This window comes from Pseudoalteromonas sp. SG45-3, assembly GCF_014164075.1.
Lineage (GTDB): Bacteria > Pseudomonadota > Gammaproteobacteria > Enterobacterales > Alteromonadaceae > Pseudoalteromonas > Pseudoalteromonas distincta.
In genome coordinates this window covers 306,936-326,625 of the sequence record NZ_JACJEN010000002.1, presented here as the reverse complement: position 1 = coordinate 326,625, position 19,690 = coordinate 306,936, and the positions used below count along the sequence as shown (strand labels likewise).

General features: G+C 39.5%; 20 protein-coding genes and 1 riboswitch. Of the genes, 8 read left to right on the top strand and 12 right to left on the bottom strand.

Annotated elements, in window-relative coordinates; translation table 11 throughout:
• Positions 1–30 precede the first annotated feature (30 nt).
• Positions 31–351 carry a BON domain-containing protein gene (locus H5126_RS03860; protein WP_010553266.1) on the top strand — a complete coding sequence of 107 codons (321 nt, stop codon included), beginning with the start codon at positions 31–33 and terminating at the stop codon, positions 349–351.
• A gap of 585 nt (positions 352–936) precedes the next feature.
• Here H5126_RS03860 and H5126_RS03855 read toward each other — a convergent pair.
• Entirely contained in the window at positions 937–1,893 is a 957-nt protein-coding gene (locus tag H5126_RS03855; protein WP_024596180.1) for a mechanosensitive ion channel family protein, read from the bottom strand.
• Positions 1,894–2,013: 120 nt separating this feature from the next.
• Positions 2,014–2,793 carry a peroxide stress protein YaaA gene (gene yaaA / locus H5126_RS03850; protein WP_002961399.1) on the bottom strand — a complete coding sequence of 260 codons (780 nt, stop codon included), beginning with the start codon at positions 2,791–2,793 and terminating at the stop codon, positions 2,014–2,016.
• A gap of 225 nt (positions 2,794–3,018) precedes the next feature.
• Here yaaA and tal point away from each other — a divergent pair, with 225 nt between their 5' ends.
• Together tal and H5126_RS03840 are read left to right on the top strand one after the other, a co-directional pair.
• The gene (gene tal, locus H5126_RS03845) at positions 3,019–3,969 is read left to right on the top strand and encodes a transaldolase (protein WP_002961397.1); all 951 of its coding nucleotides are present in this window, start codon (positions 3,019–3,021) and stop codon (positions 3,967–3,969) included.
• A 213-nt stretch (positions 3,970–4,182) separates the two neighbouring features.
• Entirely contained in the window at positions 4,183–4,371 is a 189-nt protein-coding gene (locus H5126_RS03840; protein WP_002961395.1) for a DUF3545 family protein, read from the top strand.
• Between the two features lie 87 nt (positions 4,372–4,458).
• Here H5126_RS03840 and ung read toward each other — a convergent pair whose 3' ends face one another.
• The 8 genes from ung to H5126_RS03800 form a co-directional block, all read right to left on the bottom strand.
• Complete coding sequence (ung, locus tag H5126_RS03835; RefSeq protein ID WP_024604200.1) at positions 4,459–5,121, bottom strand: uracil-DNA glycosylase; 663 nt, start codon at positions 5,119–5,121, stop codon at positions 4,459–4,461.
• A complete protein-coding gene (locus H5126_RS03830; RefSeq protein WP_182721133.1) occupies positions 5,118–5,978 on the bottom strand; it encodes a cobalamin-binding protein in 861 nt (286 codons plus the stop codon). The genes ung and H5126_RS03830 overlap by 4 nt, the downstream gene beginning before the upstream one ends.
• Positions 5,978–6,577: a cob(I)yrinic acid a,c-diamide adenosyltransferase gene (cobO, locus tag H5126_RS03825; RefSeq protein ID WP_182721134.1), complete on the bottom strand. Its 600-nt coding sequence runs from the start codon at positions 6,575–6,577 to the stop codon at positions 5,978–5,980. The genes H5126_RS03830 and cobO overlap by 1 nt, the downstream gene beginning before the upstream one ends.
• A complete protein-coding gene (locus tag H5126_RS03820; protein ID WP_182721135.1) occupies positions 6,570–8,054 on the bottom strand; it encodes a cobyric acid synthase in 1,485 nt (494 codons plus the stop codon). The genes cobO and H5126_RS03820 overlap by 8 nt, the downstream gene beginning before the upstream one ends.
• A gap of 4 nt (positions 8,055–8,058) precedes the next feature.
• Positions 8,059–9,063 carry an iron ABC transporter permease gene (locus H5126_RS03815; RefSeq protein ID WP_165724264.1) on the bottom strand — a complete coding sequence of 335 codons (1,005 nt, stop codon included), beginning with the start codon at positions 9,061–9,063 and terminating at the stop codon, positions 8,059–8,061.
• A 1-nt stretch (position 9,064) separates the two neighbouring features.
• Positions 9,065–9,877 (bottom strand): ABC transporter ATP-binding protein, encoded by an 813-nt coding sequence (locus H5126_RS03810; RefSeq protein WP_182721136.1) that lies wholly within the window; start codon positions 9,875–9,877, stop codon positions 9,065–9,067.
• Between the two features lie 245 nt (positions 9,878–10,122).
• Positions 10,123–10,257: riboswitch (cobalamin riboswitch) on the bottom strand.
• Positions 10,258–10,318: 61 nt separating this feature from the next.
• Complete coding sequence (locus H5126_RS03805) at positions 10,319–11,251, bottom strand: porin (protein ID WP_002961381.1); 933 nt, start codon at positions 11,249–11,251, stop codon at positions 10,319–10,321.
• Between the two features lie 167 nt (positions 11,252–11,418).
• Positions 11,419–12,291, bottom strand: coding sequence for a LysR family transcriptional regulator (locus H5126_RS03800; protein WP_024596245.1), 873 nt, complete (start codon positions 12,289–12,291; stop codon positions 11,419–11,421).
• A 91-nt stretch (positions 12,292–12,382) separates the two neighbouring features.
• Between H5126_RS03800 and H5126_RS03795 the strand changes: the two genes are divergently transcribed.
• Together H5126_RS03795 and H5126_RS03790 are read left to right on the top strand one after the other, a co-directional pair.
• Positions 12,383–12,757 carry a DUF413 domain-containing protein gene (locus H5126_RS03795; protein ID WP_024596244.1) on the top strand — a complete coding sequence of 125 codons (375 nt, stop codon included), beginning with the start codon at positions 12,383–12,385 and terminating at the stop codon, positions 12,755–12,757.
• A gap of 86 nt (positions 12,758–12,843) precedes the next feature.
• Complete coding sequence (locus tag H5126_RS03790; RefSeq protein ID WP_024605056.1) at positions 12,844–14,079, top strand: response regulator; 1,236 nt, start codon at positions 12,844–12,846, stop codon at positions 14,077–14,079.
• A gap of 16 nt (positions 14,080–14,095) precedes the next feature.
• Here the strand turns inward: H5126_RS03790 and rarD are convergent, their stop codons facing one another.
• Positions 14,096–15,013 (bottom strand): EamA family transporter RarD, encoded by a 918-nt coding sequence (rarD, locus tag H5126_RS03785; RefSeq protein ID WP_039488332.1) that lies wholly within the window; start codon positions 15,011–15,013, stop codon positions 14,096–14,098.
• Positions 15,014–15,064: 51 nt separating this feature from the next.
• Positions 15,065–15,520, bottom strand: coding sequence for a thioesterase family protein (locus H5126_RS03780; protein ID WP_002961375.1), 456 nt, complete (start codon positions 15,518–15,520; stop codon positions 15,065–15,067).
• Positions 15,521–15,653: 133 nt separating this feature from the next.
• Between H5126_RS03780 and recQ the strand changes: the two genes are divergently transcribed.
• From recQ to H5126_RS03765, 3 genes are all read left to right on the top strand, one after another.
• Positions 15,654–17,477, top strand: coding sequence for a DNA helicase RecQ (gene recQ, locus H5126_RS03775; protein ID WP_182721137.1), 1,824 nt, complete (start codon positions 15,654–15,656; stop codon positions 17,475–17,477).
• 7 nt (positions 17,478–17,484) lie between these two features.
• Positions 17,485–17,769 carry a DUF3630 family protein gene (locus H5126_RS03770; protein ID WP_002961372.1) on the top strand — a complete coding sequence of 95 codons (285 nt, stop codon included), beginning with the start codon at positions 17,485–17,487 and terminating at the stop codon, positions 17,767–17,769.
• Positions 17,770–17,938: 169 nt separating this feature from the next.
• A complete protein-coding gene (locus H5126_RS03765; RefSeq protein WP_182721138.1) occupies positions 17,939–19,648 on the top strand; it encodes a BamA/TamA family outer membrane protein in 1,710 nt (569 codons plus the stop codon).
• Positions 19,649–19,690: the final 42 nt, after the last annotated feature.

Sequence of the window (19,690 nt, the reverse complement as noted above, 5' to 3'; positions counted from 1 at the left end):
CACTATTCACCGTAATGTAAGGATTAAGTTATGAACCGCTTCAAGTTAACTATCGCTTTAGTATCATTTTGTTGTTTATTTTTATTAGCTTGCGCTACAAAAGTAAGTGCAGCAACCAACATGGCCGTAGTAAGCAGTGTAGCCACTCAACCTAACTTACAACAAGCTATCACCAACACCCTACGAACTAATCCTAACCTAGCGTTAAGTGATATTCGCGTGCAGGTAAAAAATGGTGAAGTAGATTTATACGGTGAAGCACAAACTGGTTTTCAGCGCGCACTAGCTCAAAAGTTTTTAGAAAATATGGATGGGGTTAAAATCATTCGTAACAAAATTAGCGTTATTTAATACGCACCACAAAAACCTATTTGTATAACTAATTCATAAGCGCGGCTTGTTACTCCAACACAAGCTGCGCTTTTTTATATTCAGTTTAAGGCAAGTTTTGCTGCTGTAAAAAAGATAAAATAAAGCCTAAGCAATACGATTATTCCTCCCCTTAAAACGATAGCTCACACTTATACTTATACTTATACTTATGAAGATAAATTTAGAATTGATGCTAGCGTGTTTGTCTATGCTCTTTTAACCCTTAAGTTAACCCAATTGATACTGAAAAAGCTTACACAGATTCTTAAGCCGACCTAACGGGCTTAAAAAGGATGATTTAGTTATTGAAATAGATGAGGGCGTTATTTCAGAGTGTGCAGCAAAGGCAGTAAAAAAATCGTTGGGTAAACACTACTTTTACTTGTTAATACTCCCATGACCAAACGCAACTAATTAGAATTGATATTCAATAAACACAAAACTAGGTATTTAAACTTTTAGCTAATAATCCGTTTATAAAAAAAGCGCAATTTTACTCTGTAAAAATGCGCTGCTGGTAAGTAACTATTTCCCAATGCTTTTGCCTAATGAGTTTTAACTAAATTACTCACTTTGGCTAGAGTCAGCACCGTCGCTACTGTCTTTATTGGATGACTGCTGGCTTATTTTATCGCTTATCATGGCATCGAGTTTTTCACCCCCTTTAATGCCAAAGTCGAGCGTACGAATTGGGAAAGGAATACTAATATCAGCTTCGTCTAATGCTTGCTTAACGGCAACAACACCTTTGTGGCGTACCGTCATAAAGTCAGGCTCGCCTGGGTATTTAATCCAAAACCACACCAGTAAGTTAATGCTGCTGTCGCCAAAACCTTCAGCGTATACAGCGGTTTCGTCTTTACGTATTACAAAGTCAAATTCGTTAATCTTATCGACTATAACGTCTTTTGCTTTTTCTATGTCGTCGCCATACGAAATACCTACGGGTACTTCTATACGTCTTATACCTAGCGTGGTGTAATTTTTTAGTACATTTCTAAATAAGACTTTGTTTGGTACAAGTATTAGTTGCCCGTAAAAGCTCTCTATTAGCGTGTTACGTAGGTTTATAGAATGCACCGAACCAAACACATCATCGGTTTCTATTACATCACCTGTTTTAAATGGCTTACGTACACCCATTGCTATACCTGCAATTAGGTTTTCGGTCATGTCTTGAAACGCAAAACCAATGGCTAAACCCACAATACCCGCACCAGCAAGTAGCGAAGTAACAGTGCCTTTTAAGCCAACAAAATCGAGCGCTATAAATAAACCTATGCACAACACAATAACTTTAAATATTGACGCCATTAAGTCGGCAATTTGCGTTGAATCGAGAGAGCGGCGCAACACGTTTTTCATCAGCTTGCCAGCAAAGCGCGCCAATATTGAAAATACTATGGCAATTACAATTGCCACTATAAAATTAGGGATATGGCTGATAACAACATCAAACCACCCTCCGAGCTTTTCCTCTATTAGTTTTTCGGCTTCGCCAACTGACGGAATACTGATCATTTTGTTTGCACCTATTTAATTAATAATCTCATTAATATTAGATATAGTTGCAAATATAACGCCAGTATCAAAAAAGCCATGCAATGCATGGCTTTTCAATTGTTTATTTAAGCTTATGACCTAATTTTGTTCGTCGCGCATAAATACCGGCTCAAGCTCTTTAACTGTTGCCTCAGGGCTAAAGTAATAACCCGCCACAGTAAACTCTTTAAGCTGACTTAATTGCGTTACTTTATTTTCGATAATGTAGCGCGCCATCATGCCGCGTGCTTTTTTAGCGTAAAAGCTAATTACCTTATATTGACCGTTTTTACAGTCTTTAAAGTGTGGGGTAATAATTTGTGCATTTAATGCTTTTTTATCTACCGCTTTAAAGTACTCGTTTGAAGCAAGGTTAACTAAGTATTGCGCGTCTTGTGCTTTTAATACGTCGTTTAGTTTGTTCGCTATTACGCTGCCCCAAAACTCGTATAAGTTTTTGCCACGCGAGTTTTCAAGCTTGGTGCCCATTTCAAGACGGTAAGCTTGCATTAAATCAAGTGGTTTTAATAAGCCGTATAAACCCGAGAGAATACGCAAATGGTTTTGTGCGTAATCAAGCTCGCTAGCTTTAAGCGTGCTTGCATCTAAACCGCCGTATACATCGCCATTAAAGGCAAGCACTGCTTGTTTAGCATTACTTTGTGTAAACGGCTGTGCCCACTCACTAAAGCGTGCTGCGTTAAGCCCAGATAGCTTATCGCTAATTTTCATTAAACTGCCAATTTGCGCTGGTGTTAGTTCACGGCATACTTTCATGAGCTCTTCGCTGTGCTCTAGTAATTCAGGCTGAGTGAACTTGTCTGTTGCGGGTGGCGTTTCGTAATCAAGATTTTTTGCAGGTGAAATAACAGTGATCATAGTTAGCTATTGACTTGTAATTTATTTAGTGTCAATTTCAACATTAAATGAAACGAAAAGCACGTTTTGTTTAAATAAATCCTCTCTTAATAACCCATGCATTGCCGTTTTTCTATTGATAAGGACATAAGACCTATCAAGCATTGTCACACTGTTGCAGTATGGATTGTATATATTAAGAGTGATTAGATTTTTCTTTTAACTTGCTTGGAATGAGGAAAGCAAATGACTTCAGCTCTACAAAGGCTAAAACAACATTCATCTATCGTAGCCGACACTGGTGATATTGAAGCTATTAAAAAGCATCAACCAGAAGATGCAACTACAAACCCGTCGCTTTTATTAAAAGCGAGCGAGATTGAAGCATATAAGCCTTACCTAGATAAAGCTTGGAGCTATGCAAAAGAAACCGAGCAAGAGCCAGCTAAACAACTTGAACTAGCATGTGATTACTTTGCCGTATTACTTGGTAAAGAAATTAGTGAGATTGTTCCTGGTTATATTTCTACTGAAGTAGATGCACGCCTTTCGTTTAATACGCAAGCGACTATTGATAAAGCACATACTCTACTTAGCCTTTACGAAAAAGAAGGTGTAAGCAAAGATAAAATTTTAATCAAAGTAGCGTCTACGTGGGAAGGCATTAAAGCCGCTGAGCAGCTAGAAAAAGAAGGTACTAAATGTAACCTTACTTTATTATTTAGCGATGCCCAAGCTCGCGCATGTGCCGATGCAAACGTATTTCTAATTTCGCCATTTGTTGGTCGTATTTTAGATTGGCATGTTGCTAACGGTATGGAAAAACCAACCGATCCGCTACAAGATCCAGGTGTTCAGTCTGTACGCAGCATTTTTGAATTTTACAAACGCCATGACTACAAAACAGTTGTGATGGGTGCAAGTTTCCGTAATACAGGCGAAATTATTGCACTTACAGGTTGTGACAAGCTAACTATTAGCCCTAATCTTTTAGAAGATTTAGGTAACCTTGAAGGCGCACAGGAATACTTGCTAGAAACAGATATTCCTAAAGAGCCAAAACCAGAACCACTTACAGAAGCGCAGTTCCGTTGGTTACATAACCAAGATGCTATGGCTACTGAAAAACTGGCTGAAGGTATTCGCTCTTTTGCTGATGCACAAGAACAACTAGAAGCGCGTTTTAAAGCAATGTAATTTGCTATAATCGTGTTTTAGAAAACGTCGCAATAGCGGCGTTTTTTTATGCCTAAAATTGGCTACTTCTCTATTTAACCTTCATATAATCTTCGTATAAACCTTCATCAATTAATCACACTTATGTAACATAACTGTCACTTTTTTATTCTATTTTAACTAGGCCTGTGGTATAGGTATTCTTGAGGTCAATAAAATCAATAGGAGAAGTTCATGGATAGCCTAAACGATATATTAGAGATATTAGAAGGACCAGATACAACAAGAAAAACCTCTCAAAAAAATAAAAAAAGAAAATGGCGTGAAATAGAAGCAATAAAAGACAAACAGCGCCTACGTAAAGAACTACAAGAACTAGACTACTTTACAGACAGTATTGCAATTGATGAGCTCGATTTTTAATTCAATACGCCCCAACTAAACAAAAAGGCTTCCAGAATCTGGAAGCCTTTTTTAATGGTTTAAACAATTTGAGTTCTTTAGAATAAATTAGATTTGCCAGTTAATTAGCTTATCTTTTTGGGCTTGCAATAACTCATTCGTTTGTGAGAAATGCTTACAACCAAAAAAGCCTCTATGCGCCGAAAGCGGCGATGGGTGCGGTCCTTTTAAAACATGATGGCGAGCGCTATCTATGCCTTTACCTTTTTTTTGTGCATGTGCCCCCCATAAAATAAATACCACACCTTCGCAGTGCTTATTAATATGGGCAATTACATTATCGGTAAATTGCTCCCATCCTAAATGCTTATGTGAATGCGCTTGCCCTTGCTCCACGGTCAATACTGTATTGAGTAAAAACACGCCCTGATCTGCCCAGCTTTGCAGGTAACCATGCTCAGGAATAATAAACCCGCTGATATCGACAGCTAACTCTTTATACATATTTTTAAGCGACGGTGGCAGCTTTTTTACATCAGGCAATACCGAAAAACACAAGCCATGCGCTTGCCCTTCCCCGTGGTATGGGTCTTGTCCTAAAATTACAACGCGGATGTCATTAAGTGCGGTGGCATCAAAAGCACTAAATACTTGAGCTTCAGGCGGGTAAACAGCAACACCTTCATTGCGGCGATTAGCCACATACTCTAACGTTTGCTGCATGTAAGGTTGCTGTAATTCACTTTCTAAAAATGTAGCCCAATTGCTCATTGTGTACTCTTAATCTGTTTACGTGATGCGTCTATTTTAACACACATATCCGCGAGTCCATCTAGCATGCGCGGAGTAAAACGATGTAATAAATCGGCATTTACGCTAATAAATTGATCATTTTTAACTGCTGGTACTTCTGGCCACTTTTGCCAATTAACAACCGGCTGTGGTGTTTTTGATTTTTCATCAGGGATAATAATAACTTGCGGCTTAGTAACAATAACATTTTCGATACTAATTTGCGGATAATCTGTAACGCTATCGGCAAATACATTACTTACATGGCATGTTTCAATCAGCTGATTTATCCATGTGTTTTTACCTACCGTCATCATGGGCTCAGCCCATAACTGATAAAATCCGGTAATATTTTTTTTATCTTGCTGGCTTTTAATAATCGCGTTTAGTTTTTGTGTAAATGCGCTTGCCGCTTGTTGGCTTTGCTCAATATTCCCTGTAAATTCACCAAAAGTAAGTAACTCGTCGGCTACACCAGCGATTGTGGTGGGATTACTCAAATACACTTTTATACCTAAACGCTCTATTTGGGCTAAATCTTCGCTTTGATTTCCGCTTTTCCACGCAATAACTAAGTCGGGTTTAAGCGCCAATACTTTTTCAAGCGAGATGCCGTAATACCCCCCTATGCGCTCAATACTTTGGGCTTCACTTGGGTAGTCGGCGTAATCAACCGTGCCCACAATATTATCGCCCGCCCCTATGGCAAATAGGTTTTCGACAATGTGCGGTGCAAGCGCGATTATTCGCAGTTTTTTAGAATCATTAGCCAGCTCTGCAAGTGCACTGCCCGATACACAAAAAAGCAGCACCCCAATAAAAAACGCTTTAAACATTAGTAATCAAACCCTTCGAGCGCTTTTATGCCTGAGTCGAATGCATGTTTTACATTACGTACTTCACTTACTGTGTCGGCAAGGTCTGTTAAAGTACGATGCGCTGCACGCCCTGTAATAATAACTGACTGCATTGGTGGGCGGTTATTAAGCGCTGTTACCACTTCATCTAAATCAACGTAGCCGTAGGTCACCATATACGTAAGCTCATCGAGTAATACTAAATCAATACTGCTATCAGCAAGCATACGTTTTGACTCTTGCCATGTTGCTTGGGCGGCTGCGGTATCGGCTTCTTTATTTTGCGTATCCCAGGTAAAACCGGTGTTCATTACAACAAACTCAACACCTGCACCTTGTAATAAATTACGCTCGCCACATTCCCACGTACCTTTAATATATTGGCAAACAGCCGCTTTTTTACCATGCCCTACGCAACGTGCTACAACGCCAAAGCCTGAGGTTGATTTACCTTTACCATTACCGGTAATTACCTGAAAAATACCTTTTACATCTTGCGCTGCCGCAACACGTGTATCCACTTGTTCTTTTACTTTTTGTTGGCGCTGCTTGTGTTTATCGTTATTTTGTTCAGTCATTATTGTGCCCTTCATAAATCGAGATAATTTGCTGTATGTTTAAATGTGTTTCGCACATGGTTGCTAATCGTTCTAACTGCTGCTCGCGATGAGTGGCAATACTAATTGGATTAATTGAGGCGCCTGGTTTTACCCATTTTAAAATTTGCGATGTAGCATCGGCTTCATCAAATAAGCCATGTAAATAAGTGCCTGCAATGGCGTTATCGTCGCTAATAAAGCCATCTGTTTTAAAGCCATAAGGGTGGCTTTCATCAAAGGTTAAAAATGGCTTATTAAGCGCTGCACCTTGGCTAATCCCTGCATGTATTTCGTAACCACTACAGGGTGTTGATTGGTTATTTAAAAGCAGTGTAGCGGTTATTTTAGTTAATACTTTTTGTGTTGTTAGCGTGGTTTCAAAGTCGCATAGAGCAAGCCCATTTACTTGCTTTAATGACGATTCAATACCATCAGGATCGTTAATGGTATTGCCCAGCATTTGCATGCCGCCACAAATACCAAGTACTTTGCCGCCATAGCGTAAGTGGCGCTTAACTTGAGTGTCCCAGCCTTCATTTTTCAAAAAGGTTAAATCGCCCAGTACATTTTTACTGCCAGGGAGAATTATCAGATCAACGTCTGGGATAGTTTGCGTGTGGCGCACATAATTTATATTAATGTTTGGGTGCAAACGCAGTGCATCAAAATCGGTGTGGTTACTAATGTGGGGTACAAGCAGCACTGCAATATTAATTGTGGCGTTGGTTACATTATTATCAATGGCGACGGCGTCTTCAGCATCAAGCGCGAGGTCGTGCAAATAAGGTAATACGCCAAGTACGGGTTTGTTTGTGTATTCTTCAAGCCAATCAAGCCCACCTTGCAGCAAACTTATATCGCCTCGAAAGCGGTTTATAACAAAGCCTTTTACGCGCGCCTGTTCTGACTCGCTTAACAACGCAAGCGTACCTACCAAATGTGCAAACACACCACCTTTATCAATATCAGCAATTATAATTACTGGGCAATCTACCTCTTCGGCGTAACCCATATTGGCAATATCGTTTTCACGCAGGTTTATTTCAGCAGGGCTACCTGCCCCTTCAACGAGGAGTAAATCAAAGCGTTTAGCTAAGCGGTTATGTGAGGTAATTACTGCATCCATCGCCACTTTTTTATAGTCGTGATATTTGCCCGCTTCCATATTACTAATGGCTCTTCCGTGAATAATCACTTGTGCGCCAGTATCGCTATTAGGTTTAAGTAATATAGGGTTAAAGTCTATTTCTGGCTCTACTTTAGCTGCTATTGCTTGCAAAGCTTGCGCACGACCAATTTCGCCGCCATCTTTTGTTACTGCGCTATTAAGTGCCATATTTTGTGGTTTAAAAGGCGCAACCTTCACCCCACGCTTAGCAAACACCCTGCAAAGGGCAGCAACTAAAGTGCTTTTACCAGCATCTGATGTAGTGCCTTGCACCATTAAGGTTTTCATGGAATTACACCCTTCGCTTTCTAAAAAACAATAAACTCAAAAAGAACACGCTACCAATAGCTGCAGTAATAACACCTACGGGCAGTTCTTGGTTTTTCAGCAATGAGCGCGAAAGTACATCAACCCACACCATAAATGTACCGCCCACTAAGCTGGTTACTAGCAATCCCGCGATGGTGCCTTGGGAGATAAAAAAGCGCACAATGTGCGGTACCATTAATCCTACAAACCCAATACCACCACACATAGCCACCAGCACAGCGGTAATTAATGAGCTCAACACCAGCATAAGTATTCTAAAGCGCTGAACCCTAACACCTAATGTAATTGCGCTTTCATCGCCAAGTAACATAGCATTGAGTTGCCTTCTAAAGCTCAGCATTACAAACGTACACAATGTGATTACCAATAAAGGTAACCAAAGCGTAGCCCACTGCGCACGCGAAAAGCTGCCCAGTGTCCAAAATAAAATAGCGGCTACCGCCTGAGGATCGCTCCAATAAAGTAACAAGCTGGTAAATGCACTAAATAAAAACGACAGCGCAACACCAGCTAATAGCATTGATTCTACCTGTGCACTTTGCTGCCTACCTGCAATAAGTATTAATAAACTCATGGCAAGTAAGCTACCTAATAACGCTGCTGCCGATAACATAAAACCTGCGCTAATACCTGCTAATGCCATAAGTAACACCACGCCAAATGAGGCACCCGACGATATACCAAATAAGTAAGGATCGGCTAAAGGGTTACGCGTTACCGTTTGTAAAATAAGCCCCGCAATTGCTAAGCCAGAGCCGGCTAAAAAGGCGAGTAATGTGCGTGGCATTCTTAGTTCAAAAATAATACGCGAATTAAAAGACGCATCATTTGAGAGTAAAAAGCTATTAAATACATCTTGAAGTGAGGTCTCTGCTGCGCCAAAACTAAGTGCTGCAAATAAGCTAAATAAAGCAGCTGCAGCACTGATAAATAGCGCAAGTGATTGGCGAGTATTAACTGCGCTCATATTATTCGTAACCATAAAAGTAAGTGATATGAGGGATGCTATTTCCCGACTCCGATATTTGCGGGTGGTTATTTACTTGAGCGCAGACACCAAAAACGTCGCCTAGCATGTTTTCGGTTAATACCTCACTTGGCGTGCCTGTATGTGTAATTTCACCATTTTTAATAATCACTAGTTCATCGCACATTGCAGAAGCTAAGTTTAAATCGTGAAACGATGCAAACACCGTTACACCCAACGATTTAGCAAGCTCCATTACCTGTATTTGGTATTTAACATCTAAATGGCTAGTTGGTTCGTCCATTATTAACAACTGAGGTTGCTGAACTATGGCACGGGCTATCAAGGCACGTTGCTTTTCACCACCCGAAAGTGACTCAAAGCTTTGATCGATATGATCTGCCAACCCTACAGTGTTGATAGCTTGGGTAATTTTTTGTTTATCAATGTTAGTTACTGAGCTAAATAGCGATTTATGAGGCGTTAGCCCAAGTGCAATAACATCAAATACGCTTAAGTTAAATTGCGACGGGGTTTCTTGTAAAACAACCGCTACTTTTTTTGCGTACTCATCGCTTTTTAGCTGCCAAATATCGGTGTTGTTAAACTCTACAACGCCATCACTGGGTTTATTAAAACGATATAAACAACGCAATAAGCTCGATTTACCTGCGCCATTAGGTCCAATTAAACCAACAAATTTACCTTCGTGTATTGTAAGGTTTATTTTTTTGAGGATCGTTTTATTGCCAATACCCCACGATACGTTTTTAACGTTTAGTAATGGTATATTTAATGGCGTTTGAGTGTGCAATAGTCAGTCCTAGACGGGATTAAACTCACTAAAATGCGATAAAAATACTAATGCACTACAAGAAAAAATGAGTAAACCCGCTCGTTAAAAGAATTTATACCAATTGCACTAAATTAGTGATTTATTATAGCGACAAAGAAATAGCTTAATAACAAAGCGGAAATTATGACATATACTTGTTCTATATGAATAATTTTTAACGAAGTTAGTAAGTTATTTAATTCGCTAGAAAGATCATGTTTTTAATAAAATTGGTATTATACCATTTGTATCTGACTTAAAGCTTTGCGCTAATTACAGTTGCGGGAACAGTCGAGGACTCGCACCTCATTCCAAATGAAGCTCTATTATGGGCGGCTAAGTAAATAATTTAAAGCAAAAAAAACCGCACTCAAAAGAGCGCGGTTAAAAAGGGAGTGTTTTAACTAATTTAGCGAATAGTTAAAACTTGTATTCCATACCTAAGCCTACGTAGTCTTGGTCAACGTTGTTGTCCATGTCGAAGCTTGAGTAAAAGCCAAATACTTTAATGTTTTTATTTAATTTGTGATCAAGACCAACTGATATTGCTGACTTATCGTCGCTGTCGTCAAAGTCCATGTCTTGGTATTGTACTTTAAATGTGTTGTTACCCATGCTGTAAGCTGCATTTAATAGATAACCATCCGCTTCTGCGCTGCCGTCAACTTTTTCTTGTGTTTGGTACATTGCACCTAACTTAAAGTTTTCAACTTTACCTTGGATTGACGCGCGTACTACATCGTAGCCATTTACTTCACTATCGGCTGCGATAGAGGCATATACTGCGCTCTTTTTAAGTGCCACGTCACCGTAAGTAACCGCCATTGAGTAACCGTTATCAGCGTCTACATCATCTTCAGCTACAAAAGTAGCAAGTACTTTAAAACCTTCGTATGAGTTTGATGAATAACTAACAGTATTCCCTAAACGGTTTTCACCTTTAAATACATTTTTAATATCGCCTTCAAGGTCGTTAAACAAGTCTAACTTACCTTGAGATTGTTTAAGCGCAGTATCGTTACGACCAATAACCACTTGGCCAAACGCACCTTTTAAACCAACGTATTGGTTACGCGCAGAAATATTGTCGTCGTTATCGCCTTTTGAATCAGCATCAGACACATCAACTTGAAACTCAAACTTATATACCGCTTCTAAACTATCATTTATTTTTTCAGAACCTTTAACACCAAGACGAGATGCATTACTTTTTATCTCAGTAAAAGATCCTTCGCCGTCATCAGATGATTGCACTGTTACATTCGCTTTACCGTAAATGTCTACATCGGCAAGTGCATTAAAAGATAAACCACTTAATAGTGCTAAGCATAAGCTCGATTTTACAAATTTCATGTTATTTCCTTGGATAATCACAAAAGACTAATTTTTTAAAACTGCTGCATTTTGTCACCGCTAAATGACAGTAATATTACAATGGAAATATTAATGTCTTTTTTTATTAATAAAAATGCATTAAATTTGAAATCAAAATAACATGAAAGCCTAATAAACGGCCGAACTTACTTACTTTTCTTTAATGACAAGCTTGGGGTCATTTGCGATAGTAAATTAACTAAGGTTTCTATTAACTCTTTTTGCTCGTTGTCTCTGTGATACGCTATAAACACGTCTCGCGAGGTATTTTCTACATCTTTAACATGAAACAGTTCACCTTTTTCTAAATGCCCTTCTACCAATACTTGAGGTATAAATGCACTGCCGCCACATTGCAGTATTAAATCAAGTGCAATACGTCCTGTGCTGGTTCTAAAATAAGGCGGTGTTTTACCGGTAAACTGACGCGCATGCCAAAGTGAGAAAGTAGTTCCCCAATCAACATATACATACTGATTATCAAAAAAGTTTTCGTTCGTTGCAGTGTCGTATCCGCTTACGGGAATGATTGGCAACTCACAGATTCGCTCTACCACTAGCTCGTCTACTTTTGGTGGATCAAACAATATTGCCAAATCAAGCGTGCGTTCTAATAACAGCCGAGTGCTTTCTTGTTGTGCTTTAACTTCTGCGACTAATGACACGCCCGGCATCGCTGATACAATATTTGTTATACCAAACTGTAAAAAAGCATCCCAAATATTGGGCGTTCCTGCTAAGCTAATTTGCTTATGCATATTATCGGCAAGCGCAACATCCACTTTGGCGCGTTGCATGCCCGTAATAATCATTTGTGCATGGGGTAATAAACGCTCGCCAGGTGCTGTAAGTTGAATGTTATTACGCTGGCGAATAAACAAATTAACACCAAGTCCTTGCTCTAATTGGCGAATTCTAAAGCTCACTGCAGACTGCGTAATATAAAGGTTTTCGGCCGCTTTACCAAAGTGACGCGTACGCACTACCTCAACAAATGTTTTTAATAAATCGATATCCAATTTTTTATCCTCACGATAAAAATAATTTGTTTAATAAATTGCCAAACTTGCATCATACTCCAGCTAATTACTAAGGTATGAGGATAAAGCTATGAGCAATAACATTTCATTACTACGCCAAGCATTTGTTAGCCAACGTCAATTTTATGATGATCAAAACTTTCCACGAGGCTTTAGCCGCAGCGGAAACTTCACCTTATTAGAAGCCAGCATACTTGAACAACACGGAGTTGTTTTAAAAGGCTTATACAGTAAAACAATTGAGCCGCAAAACGAACACCAAGAACAGTTTGTAGCAGTCGTAACTGGCTCACAAGAACCTACCAACCCAATCGAACGAGCTTGGGTAAAATACTTAAAACTAACGACCTGCAAAACTAAGTTTCATACTTTATTTGGCCGTTCAAAAATGTCGAGCCCGGCGCCGATTAGCCAAGAGTATTATTCAGAAGCGGATAATCTGTAAGTATTTAAGTTATTTGCTTTTTTGCGTTTTAACAGTTACAACTTGTATAAGCAAATATTTTTGCAAAATATATATAGGGTTGTTCCGTGACGCGAAAAATACTAATAGTTGAAGATACACCTGCCATGGCGCGAGTGCAAAAGCACATCGCGCTTAAGGCTGGTTATGAAGTTGATATAGCTGAGTCATTAGCGCAAACAAAAGAGCTTATAAGTAAAAATAGCTATTTTTGCGCTGTAGTTGACTTCATATTACCTGATGCCCCATTAGGTGAGGCAATACCTTGTACTATTAATGCAGACATTCCAACTATTGTAATGACGGGCAATATTGATAAAAAAACTCGCGACACTGTAGAAAAATACCCAATCATCGATTACATCATTAAAGAAAATAAACAAGCTTATCAGTACCTCGAAAAACAGTTACAGCGCCTGCCTCGCAACGAAAATGTAAAAGTACTCGTTGTTGACGACTCTAAATCGACCCGACGATACATTTGTAGTTTATTAGTGCGCCATAAGTATCAAATTATTGAAGCACAAGACGGACAAGAAGCGTTAAACCTGCTTGAAGCTTCACCTGATATTTCAGTTATTATTACTGATAATGAAATGCCCAATATGAATGGCGATGAACTATGTAGCGAGATTCGCCGCTTATACAGCAATGATGAAAAAGCTATTATTGGTATTTCGGGTTCTGACTCTGTAGGGCTTTCTAGTTTATTTTTAAAAAATGGCGCAAACGATTATTTGCACAAACCTTTTAATAGCGAAGAGTTTTACTGCAGGCTTAGTCAAAACGTCGATATGTTAGACCTTATAGCCACCATAAGGCGACAAGCCAACACGGATTATTTAACTAATTTACCAAATCGTCGTTACTTTTTTGAAGAAGCTGAAAAATCATTAAAGCAAATAAAACATACTAAAGGTGACGGTGCTTTAGCTATGCTTGATATTGATCACTTTAAATCAATTAACGATACATACGGACACGATGTTGGCGACGAAGTATTAAAAGGGCTCTCTATTTGCTTCAGTAAATACTTTAAAAAGCACTTAGTAGCGCGCTTAGGTGGTGAAGAGTTTGCAGTTTATTTTATAGATGCAGATAAACAAGAAGCCCTTAAACGCCTTGAAGGCTTTAGGTATTTTATAGAAATGAATAGCCAAGAGTTTAGTAAAGCTAAAATAAAATTCACCATTTCTATTGGCTTTGCAAACGGGCCTGTTTATCAAATTGATGAACTTTTAAAACAGGCCGACTTAAAGCTTTACGACGCTAAAGAATCTGGTCGTAATAAAGTAGTTAGTTAACCATTTTATTAGTTAATTATACTTCTGCGGCTGTAATAGCCGCTTTTTTACGTTTGCGTGATTGATGGTAAGAGTCCCAACTAAAAATAGCCAGTGCACTCCAAATACATGCAAATGTTACTACCCGCTCTGCATCAAACACTTCACCATAAAACACCACAGCGAGTATAAACATTAAGCTTGGCCCAATGTATTGAAAAAAGCCAAGTGTAGTATATTGCAAACGCTTAGCTGCACCGGTAAAACACAGCAGTGGTAATGTAGTTACAATACCTGCACTAATCAGTAGTACATTAGTATGCCAATCATTAGCTGGCAGGCTTGATGTTGCTGTAGGCACCATTAACCACCAATAAATAAGTGCGACAGGCAGTAATATAAGTGCTTCGAGTAAAATGCCAGGCAAGGCTTCAACCGGTAACTTTTTACGTAATAAACCATAAAGTGCAAATGATATAGCCAGTGAAAAGGCAACTACCGGAAACGAGCCAAAACTAATTAGCTGCAGCACTACACCGCTAAAGGCAAGGGCTACTGCTACGCCTTGGAACTTACGCAGGCGTTCGCCTAAAAAAAGCATACCCAGTAATACATTTAAAAGAGGATTTATGTAATAGCCCAAGCTTGCATCAAGCATGTGGTTATTATTTATAGCCCATATAAATAAACCCCAATTAAACCCAAGCAGTGCAGAGGTGATAACAAGCATAAGCAAAAGCTTAGGTTGAACGATAATGCGTTTAATTTTACCCCAATACCGTAAAACACTTACTACCAATACTAAAAACACAACCGACCAAATAACCCGATGCATTAAAATTTCAAAAGCAGAAACATGCTGAATCAACTTAAAGTATATTGGCGCAAGGCCCCACATTAAAAAAGCAAGACAAGCAAAAATAGCACCTTTACGCTGCTCAGTATCAATCGACATAATACACACTTAGTGATTTAAAAGGCCGCTAGTTTACTTGCCATACGCGTTTTATCCAACTAAATACGTGCCGGTTCCAAAAGCAATTTGAACAGACTGTTCGTTATGTAATTCCATTCTGCATACACATACTTTATTACCTGAACGAATAAGTGTTGCGCTGGCAGTAAAGCTCTCTCCTTTACCAGGGCGCAAATAATCAGTACGTAAGTCGATAGTCCCAAGCGTGGCTAATTTTGTTTGCACGCTTGTAATATCTAAATCGGTGAGTTTATCAATTACACTTGCTGCAGCGAGCATACCGCCTACATTATCAAGTACGGCTGAAATAACACCACCATGGAGTATTTTTTGCGCAGGATTACCAATGAGTACATCCTGCCAAGGGAACGTAATTTTGGCCTGTTCAGGGCTTAACGACTCAACCGATATTTTTAAAAACTGGTTAAACGGCATGCCATTTACAAATAACGCGCCCACTTGTTCAATTAACATTTCTTTATTCATTATTATTCTCTATGTCAAAACAGGTAAGATGAGTAAAACATACATAGTGTAAAACTACGAGACTCCACTTAAATAATTTATCAAGTAACTCAGCTAAAGACATCTCACTAAAAAACCACTAAAATACCCGCCAATGAATACATCAACTCCACCTTCTAGCACCCTTGTGCGTAAACCCGAAACTGTCCTCAAACAAGTGTTTGGCTACAGTGAATTTCGCGACGGTCAAAAAGCAGTTATTGATGCCGCTATTAACGGTCAAGACTCGCTTGTATTGCTTCCTACTGGCGGCGGAAAATCGGTGTGCTACCAAATCCCTGCTTTAGTACTCGAAGGCGTAACCATTGTTATATCTCCGCTTATATCGCTAATGCAAGATCAGGTAACGCAACTGCAAGCTCTTGGGGTAAAAGCCGCTTACGTTAATAACAGCTTAGCACGAGAAGAACAGCAATTGGTGTATCAACAGCTTCATCAGGGGCAAATTAAGCTCTTATATGTGGCGCCTGAAAAAGTATTACAACACGAATTTATAGAGCGTTTATCGCATTTAAATGTGAGTTTATTTGCTATTGACGAAGCGCACTGTGTGTCGCATTGGGGTCATGACTTTAGACCTCATTACTTTCGCTTAAACGAATTAAAGCAACGTTTTGCACATGTCCCAATGATGGCATTAACCGCCACCGCCGATAAAGCCACACGGTTTGATATAGTTGAGCAATTAAAACTACAACAGCCTTATATTCATACTGGCAGCTTTGATCGCCCCAATATTCGTTACACCATAGAAGAAAAATTTAAACCTATGGTGCAATTGCTTCGCTACCTAAAGGAGCAAAAAAGCCAAAGCGGTATCATTTATTGCACCAGCCGTAAACGCGTAGACGACATTGCTGAAAAGCTTGCAGATGCAGGACTAAACGCTGCCGCTTATCATGCTGGTATGAGTAACGAGCAACGACAATTTGTACAAACCGGGTTTGCCCGTGACGATATACAGATAGTGGTCGCAACCGTTGCTTTTGGTATGGGCATAAACAAGCCTAATGTGCGTTTTGTACTGCATTACGATATTCCAAAAAGTATAGAGTCGTACTATCAAGAAACTGGTCGAGCTGGGCGAGATGGACTTGCCGCAGAAGCTATAATGTATTTTGACCCAGCTGATATAGGTCGCGTAAGGCGCTTTTTTGAAGACATAGACGACGAACAACGCCGCCGCGTAGAAGAACAACGCTTTAACGCAATGGCAAGCTTTGCCGAAGCGCAAACATGTCGTCGTCAAATATTACTTAACTACTTTAGTGAATATCAACGCGAACCTTGTGGCAACTGCGATATTTGCTTAAATCCGCCAAAAAGCTTTGATGGTACGTTAGTCGCTCAGCAAGCACTTTCGTGTGTGTACAGAGCGGGACAACGTTTTGGACTTGGTTATATTGTTGAGTTACTTCGCGGTGCAAACACGAGCCGCATCCGCGATAATAATCATCATGAATTAAGTACCTACGGCATAGGTAAAGATAAAAGCAGTGAGTTTTGGCTCAGTATTTTACGCCAACTTATTCATCAAGGCTTACTTAGCCAAGATATAACACAAGGTGCGTCACTTAGATTAACAGAAGCCGCGCGTGTAATTTTAAAAGGTGAATACGCACTGCAATTAGCCGAGCCACGCCTGCAAGCCAAACACGTTTATCAAGATAAGTTAGCGCAATTTAATTACGACAAAAAACTCTTTGCTCGCCTGCGCGCACTTCGTAAAGAACTTGCTGATGCCGACGATGTGCCACCTTATGTAGTATTTAATGATAAAACGTTAGCCGAAATGGCGCAGCTTATGCCAACAAACGACAGTGAATTTTTAAAGGTCTCAGGTGTTGGTTTTACTAAGTTAAATAAGTACGGCGGCGAATTTTTAACGGCAATTCGACATTACCTAGCTACTAATTAAGAGCATTATGACCCAAATAGAATATGACCATACACACAAATGTATTTTGATTAATCCCATTGAGCTACCAAACGATGAAGACTTTGAGCTGTGGAGTACATTATTTTTACACTCAGACGAAGTAACACTCAACGAATATTCTGCAGGCGCCGATCGCCATCAAGTTCGCTTTACCTATAATCATCAAACCTTTAATTTAAACTATGAGCATTACAGCCAAAGCATCTGGATTAATGCCGAAGGTCATGAAGCTGAACACTTACTCGCCGCTTTAGCATTTTATTTAAGCTAGCTTTTAATGCTTAGCGCATAGGTCGCTGCAAACCAGCTGGCTATTAACAAAAGTGAATATGGGTAACAATTAATTAATTTCAAAATCCATACCTTTTACTTACATTATAATAACAATGATGTAAGCTGATATTACGATAGTCATTTGCTACGTAGCAGTAAGAGGTTTAATGGTGAGCAAGAAATGGATAGCACAATGTTGTATTAGTTTAACGGTTTTAAGCTTTTATGTGCCTAATACGTTCGCACAACAATCTTCAATGAAAACTGATAACTGCCTTGTAGAACAGACAGATTTAAGCACAAATAAAAACCTACGCCGAGAAGTTCAAGACAAAACAACCCTCACGCACAGTAATAGTAACGCTAAAATAGCCTCAATAAAGCTCAAGCAACTTAATGTATTTAATACTGAGCTTGAAGAGGAAAATATTGCCCTATTCCGTTTTGCTAATCGCGCTCACATTCAAACAGAGCCCGATGTCATTAATAACCTTTTATTATTCTCCCCAGGTGACAAGTACGACGCTAAAAAGCTCGCAGAATCAGAGCGTTTACTTCGCAAAGAAAGCTACTTATATGATGCACAAATTAGTGCTACCGAAAACTGCGACGGCGACGTTAATGTAGAAGTGGTTACCCGTGATTTATGGACACTTTTACCTGAAGTGAACTTTAGTCGAAGCGGTGGAGAAAACAAATCGAGTATAGGTTTTAGAGAATCTAACCTGCTTGGGTGGGGTAAGCGCCTTTCTTTTTCGCGTACCACTGACAGCGATCGCAGCGGTTACTTATTTGTTTACGACGATCCTAATATTTTATCTACTCGCTACCGAGGCCGTTTAGAGTACGCCGATAACAGCGACGGCAAGCGCCATTTGCTTGAGCTAACCTATCCATTTTACGCAATTGACACCCCCTTTAGTTACGGTATTTTAAGCTATTCTGAGCAGCGCGAAGAGTCACTATATAAACGCGGCGAAGAGTTTAGCGAATTTGATCAAACTACCGATTTAAACCGTGTATTTATAGGACACTCTAAAGCGCTTAATAATAATTGGACCCAGCGACTAACGTTAGGCTATACCGATGAGCAACATACCTTTGAAGCTATAGACACTACACTTGCACCACTTGCCGATGACAGAAGCTTAAGTTATCCCTTTATAAGCGGCCATTGGTTTGAAGATAACTACATAAAAGTACGCAACTTCGACAGTATATCTCGCACTGAGGATTTAAATTTAGGTTGGAATATTAAAAGCTTAATTGGCTATTCAGATGAGTCCTTAAGTAATGACGACAGCCGCGCGGTGTATTCTTTTAACTTTAAAAAAGCCCACTTTACTAACGATAATACTTTATGGCGTTTTAGTGCTGATATTGATGGCTATTGGAATAAAGAACAGAAAAAACTCGAAAACTTTATGGCCACCAGCCAAGTACAATATTATTTAAATACCAGTGAAGACCAATCTTGGTATGTTAAAGCCCGCGTGCAATACGCCAAAAACCTGACTGCTGATCAACAGCTTACTTTAGGTGGCGAAACAGGCCTGCGTGGTTACCCGATGGATTATCAACATGGCGATCGCAGCTTTTTAGTTAATTTAGAAAAGCGCTATTACTGGGAGTACGATTTACTGCAACTATTTAAAGTGGGTGGCGCAGCTTTTGTAGATGTAGGCAGAGCATGGTTTAACGATGAAGATAACGGTGAAAATGCACATGTATTGAAAAATGTAGGCGTTGGTCTGCGTTTGGCACCGAGTCGCGCAAACTCAGGAACCATGATCCACATTGATATTGCCGCCCCTGTTGATAGCTACGATGATGTAGACTCAGTCCAGTGGCTAGTAAGCGTTAAAAACACTTTTTAAATAATACAAACACGTTAAACTAATACCAATTGCATTAAATTG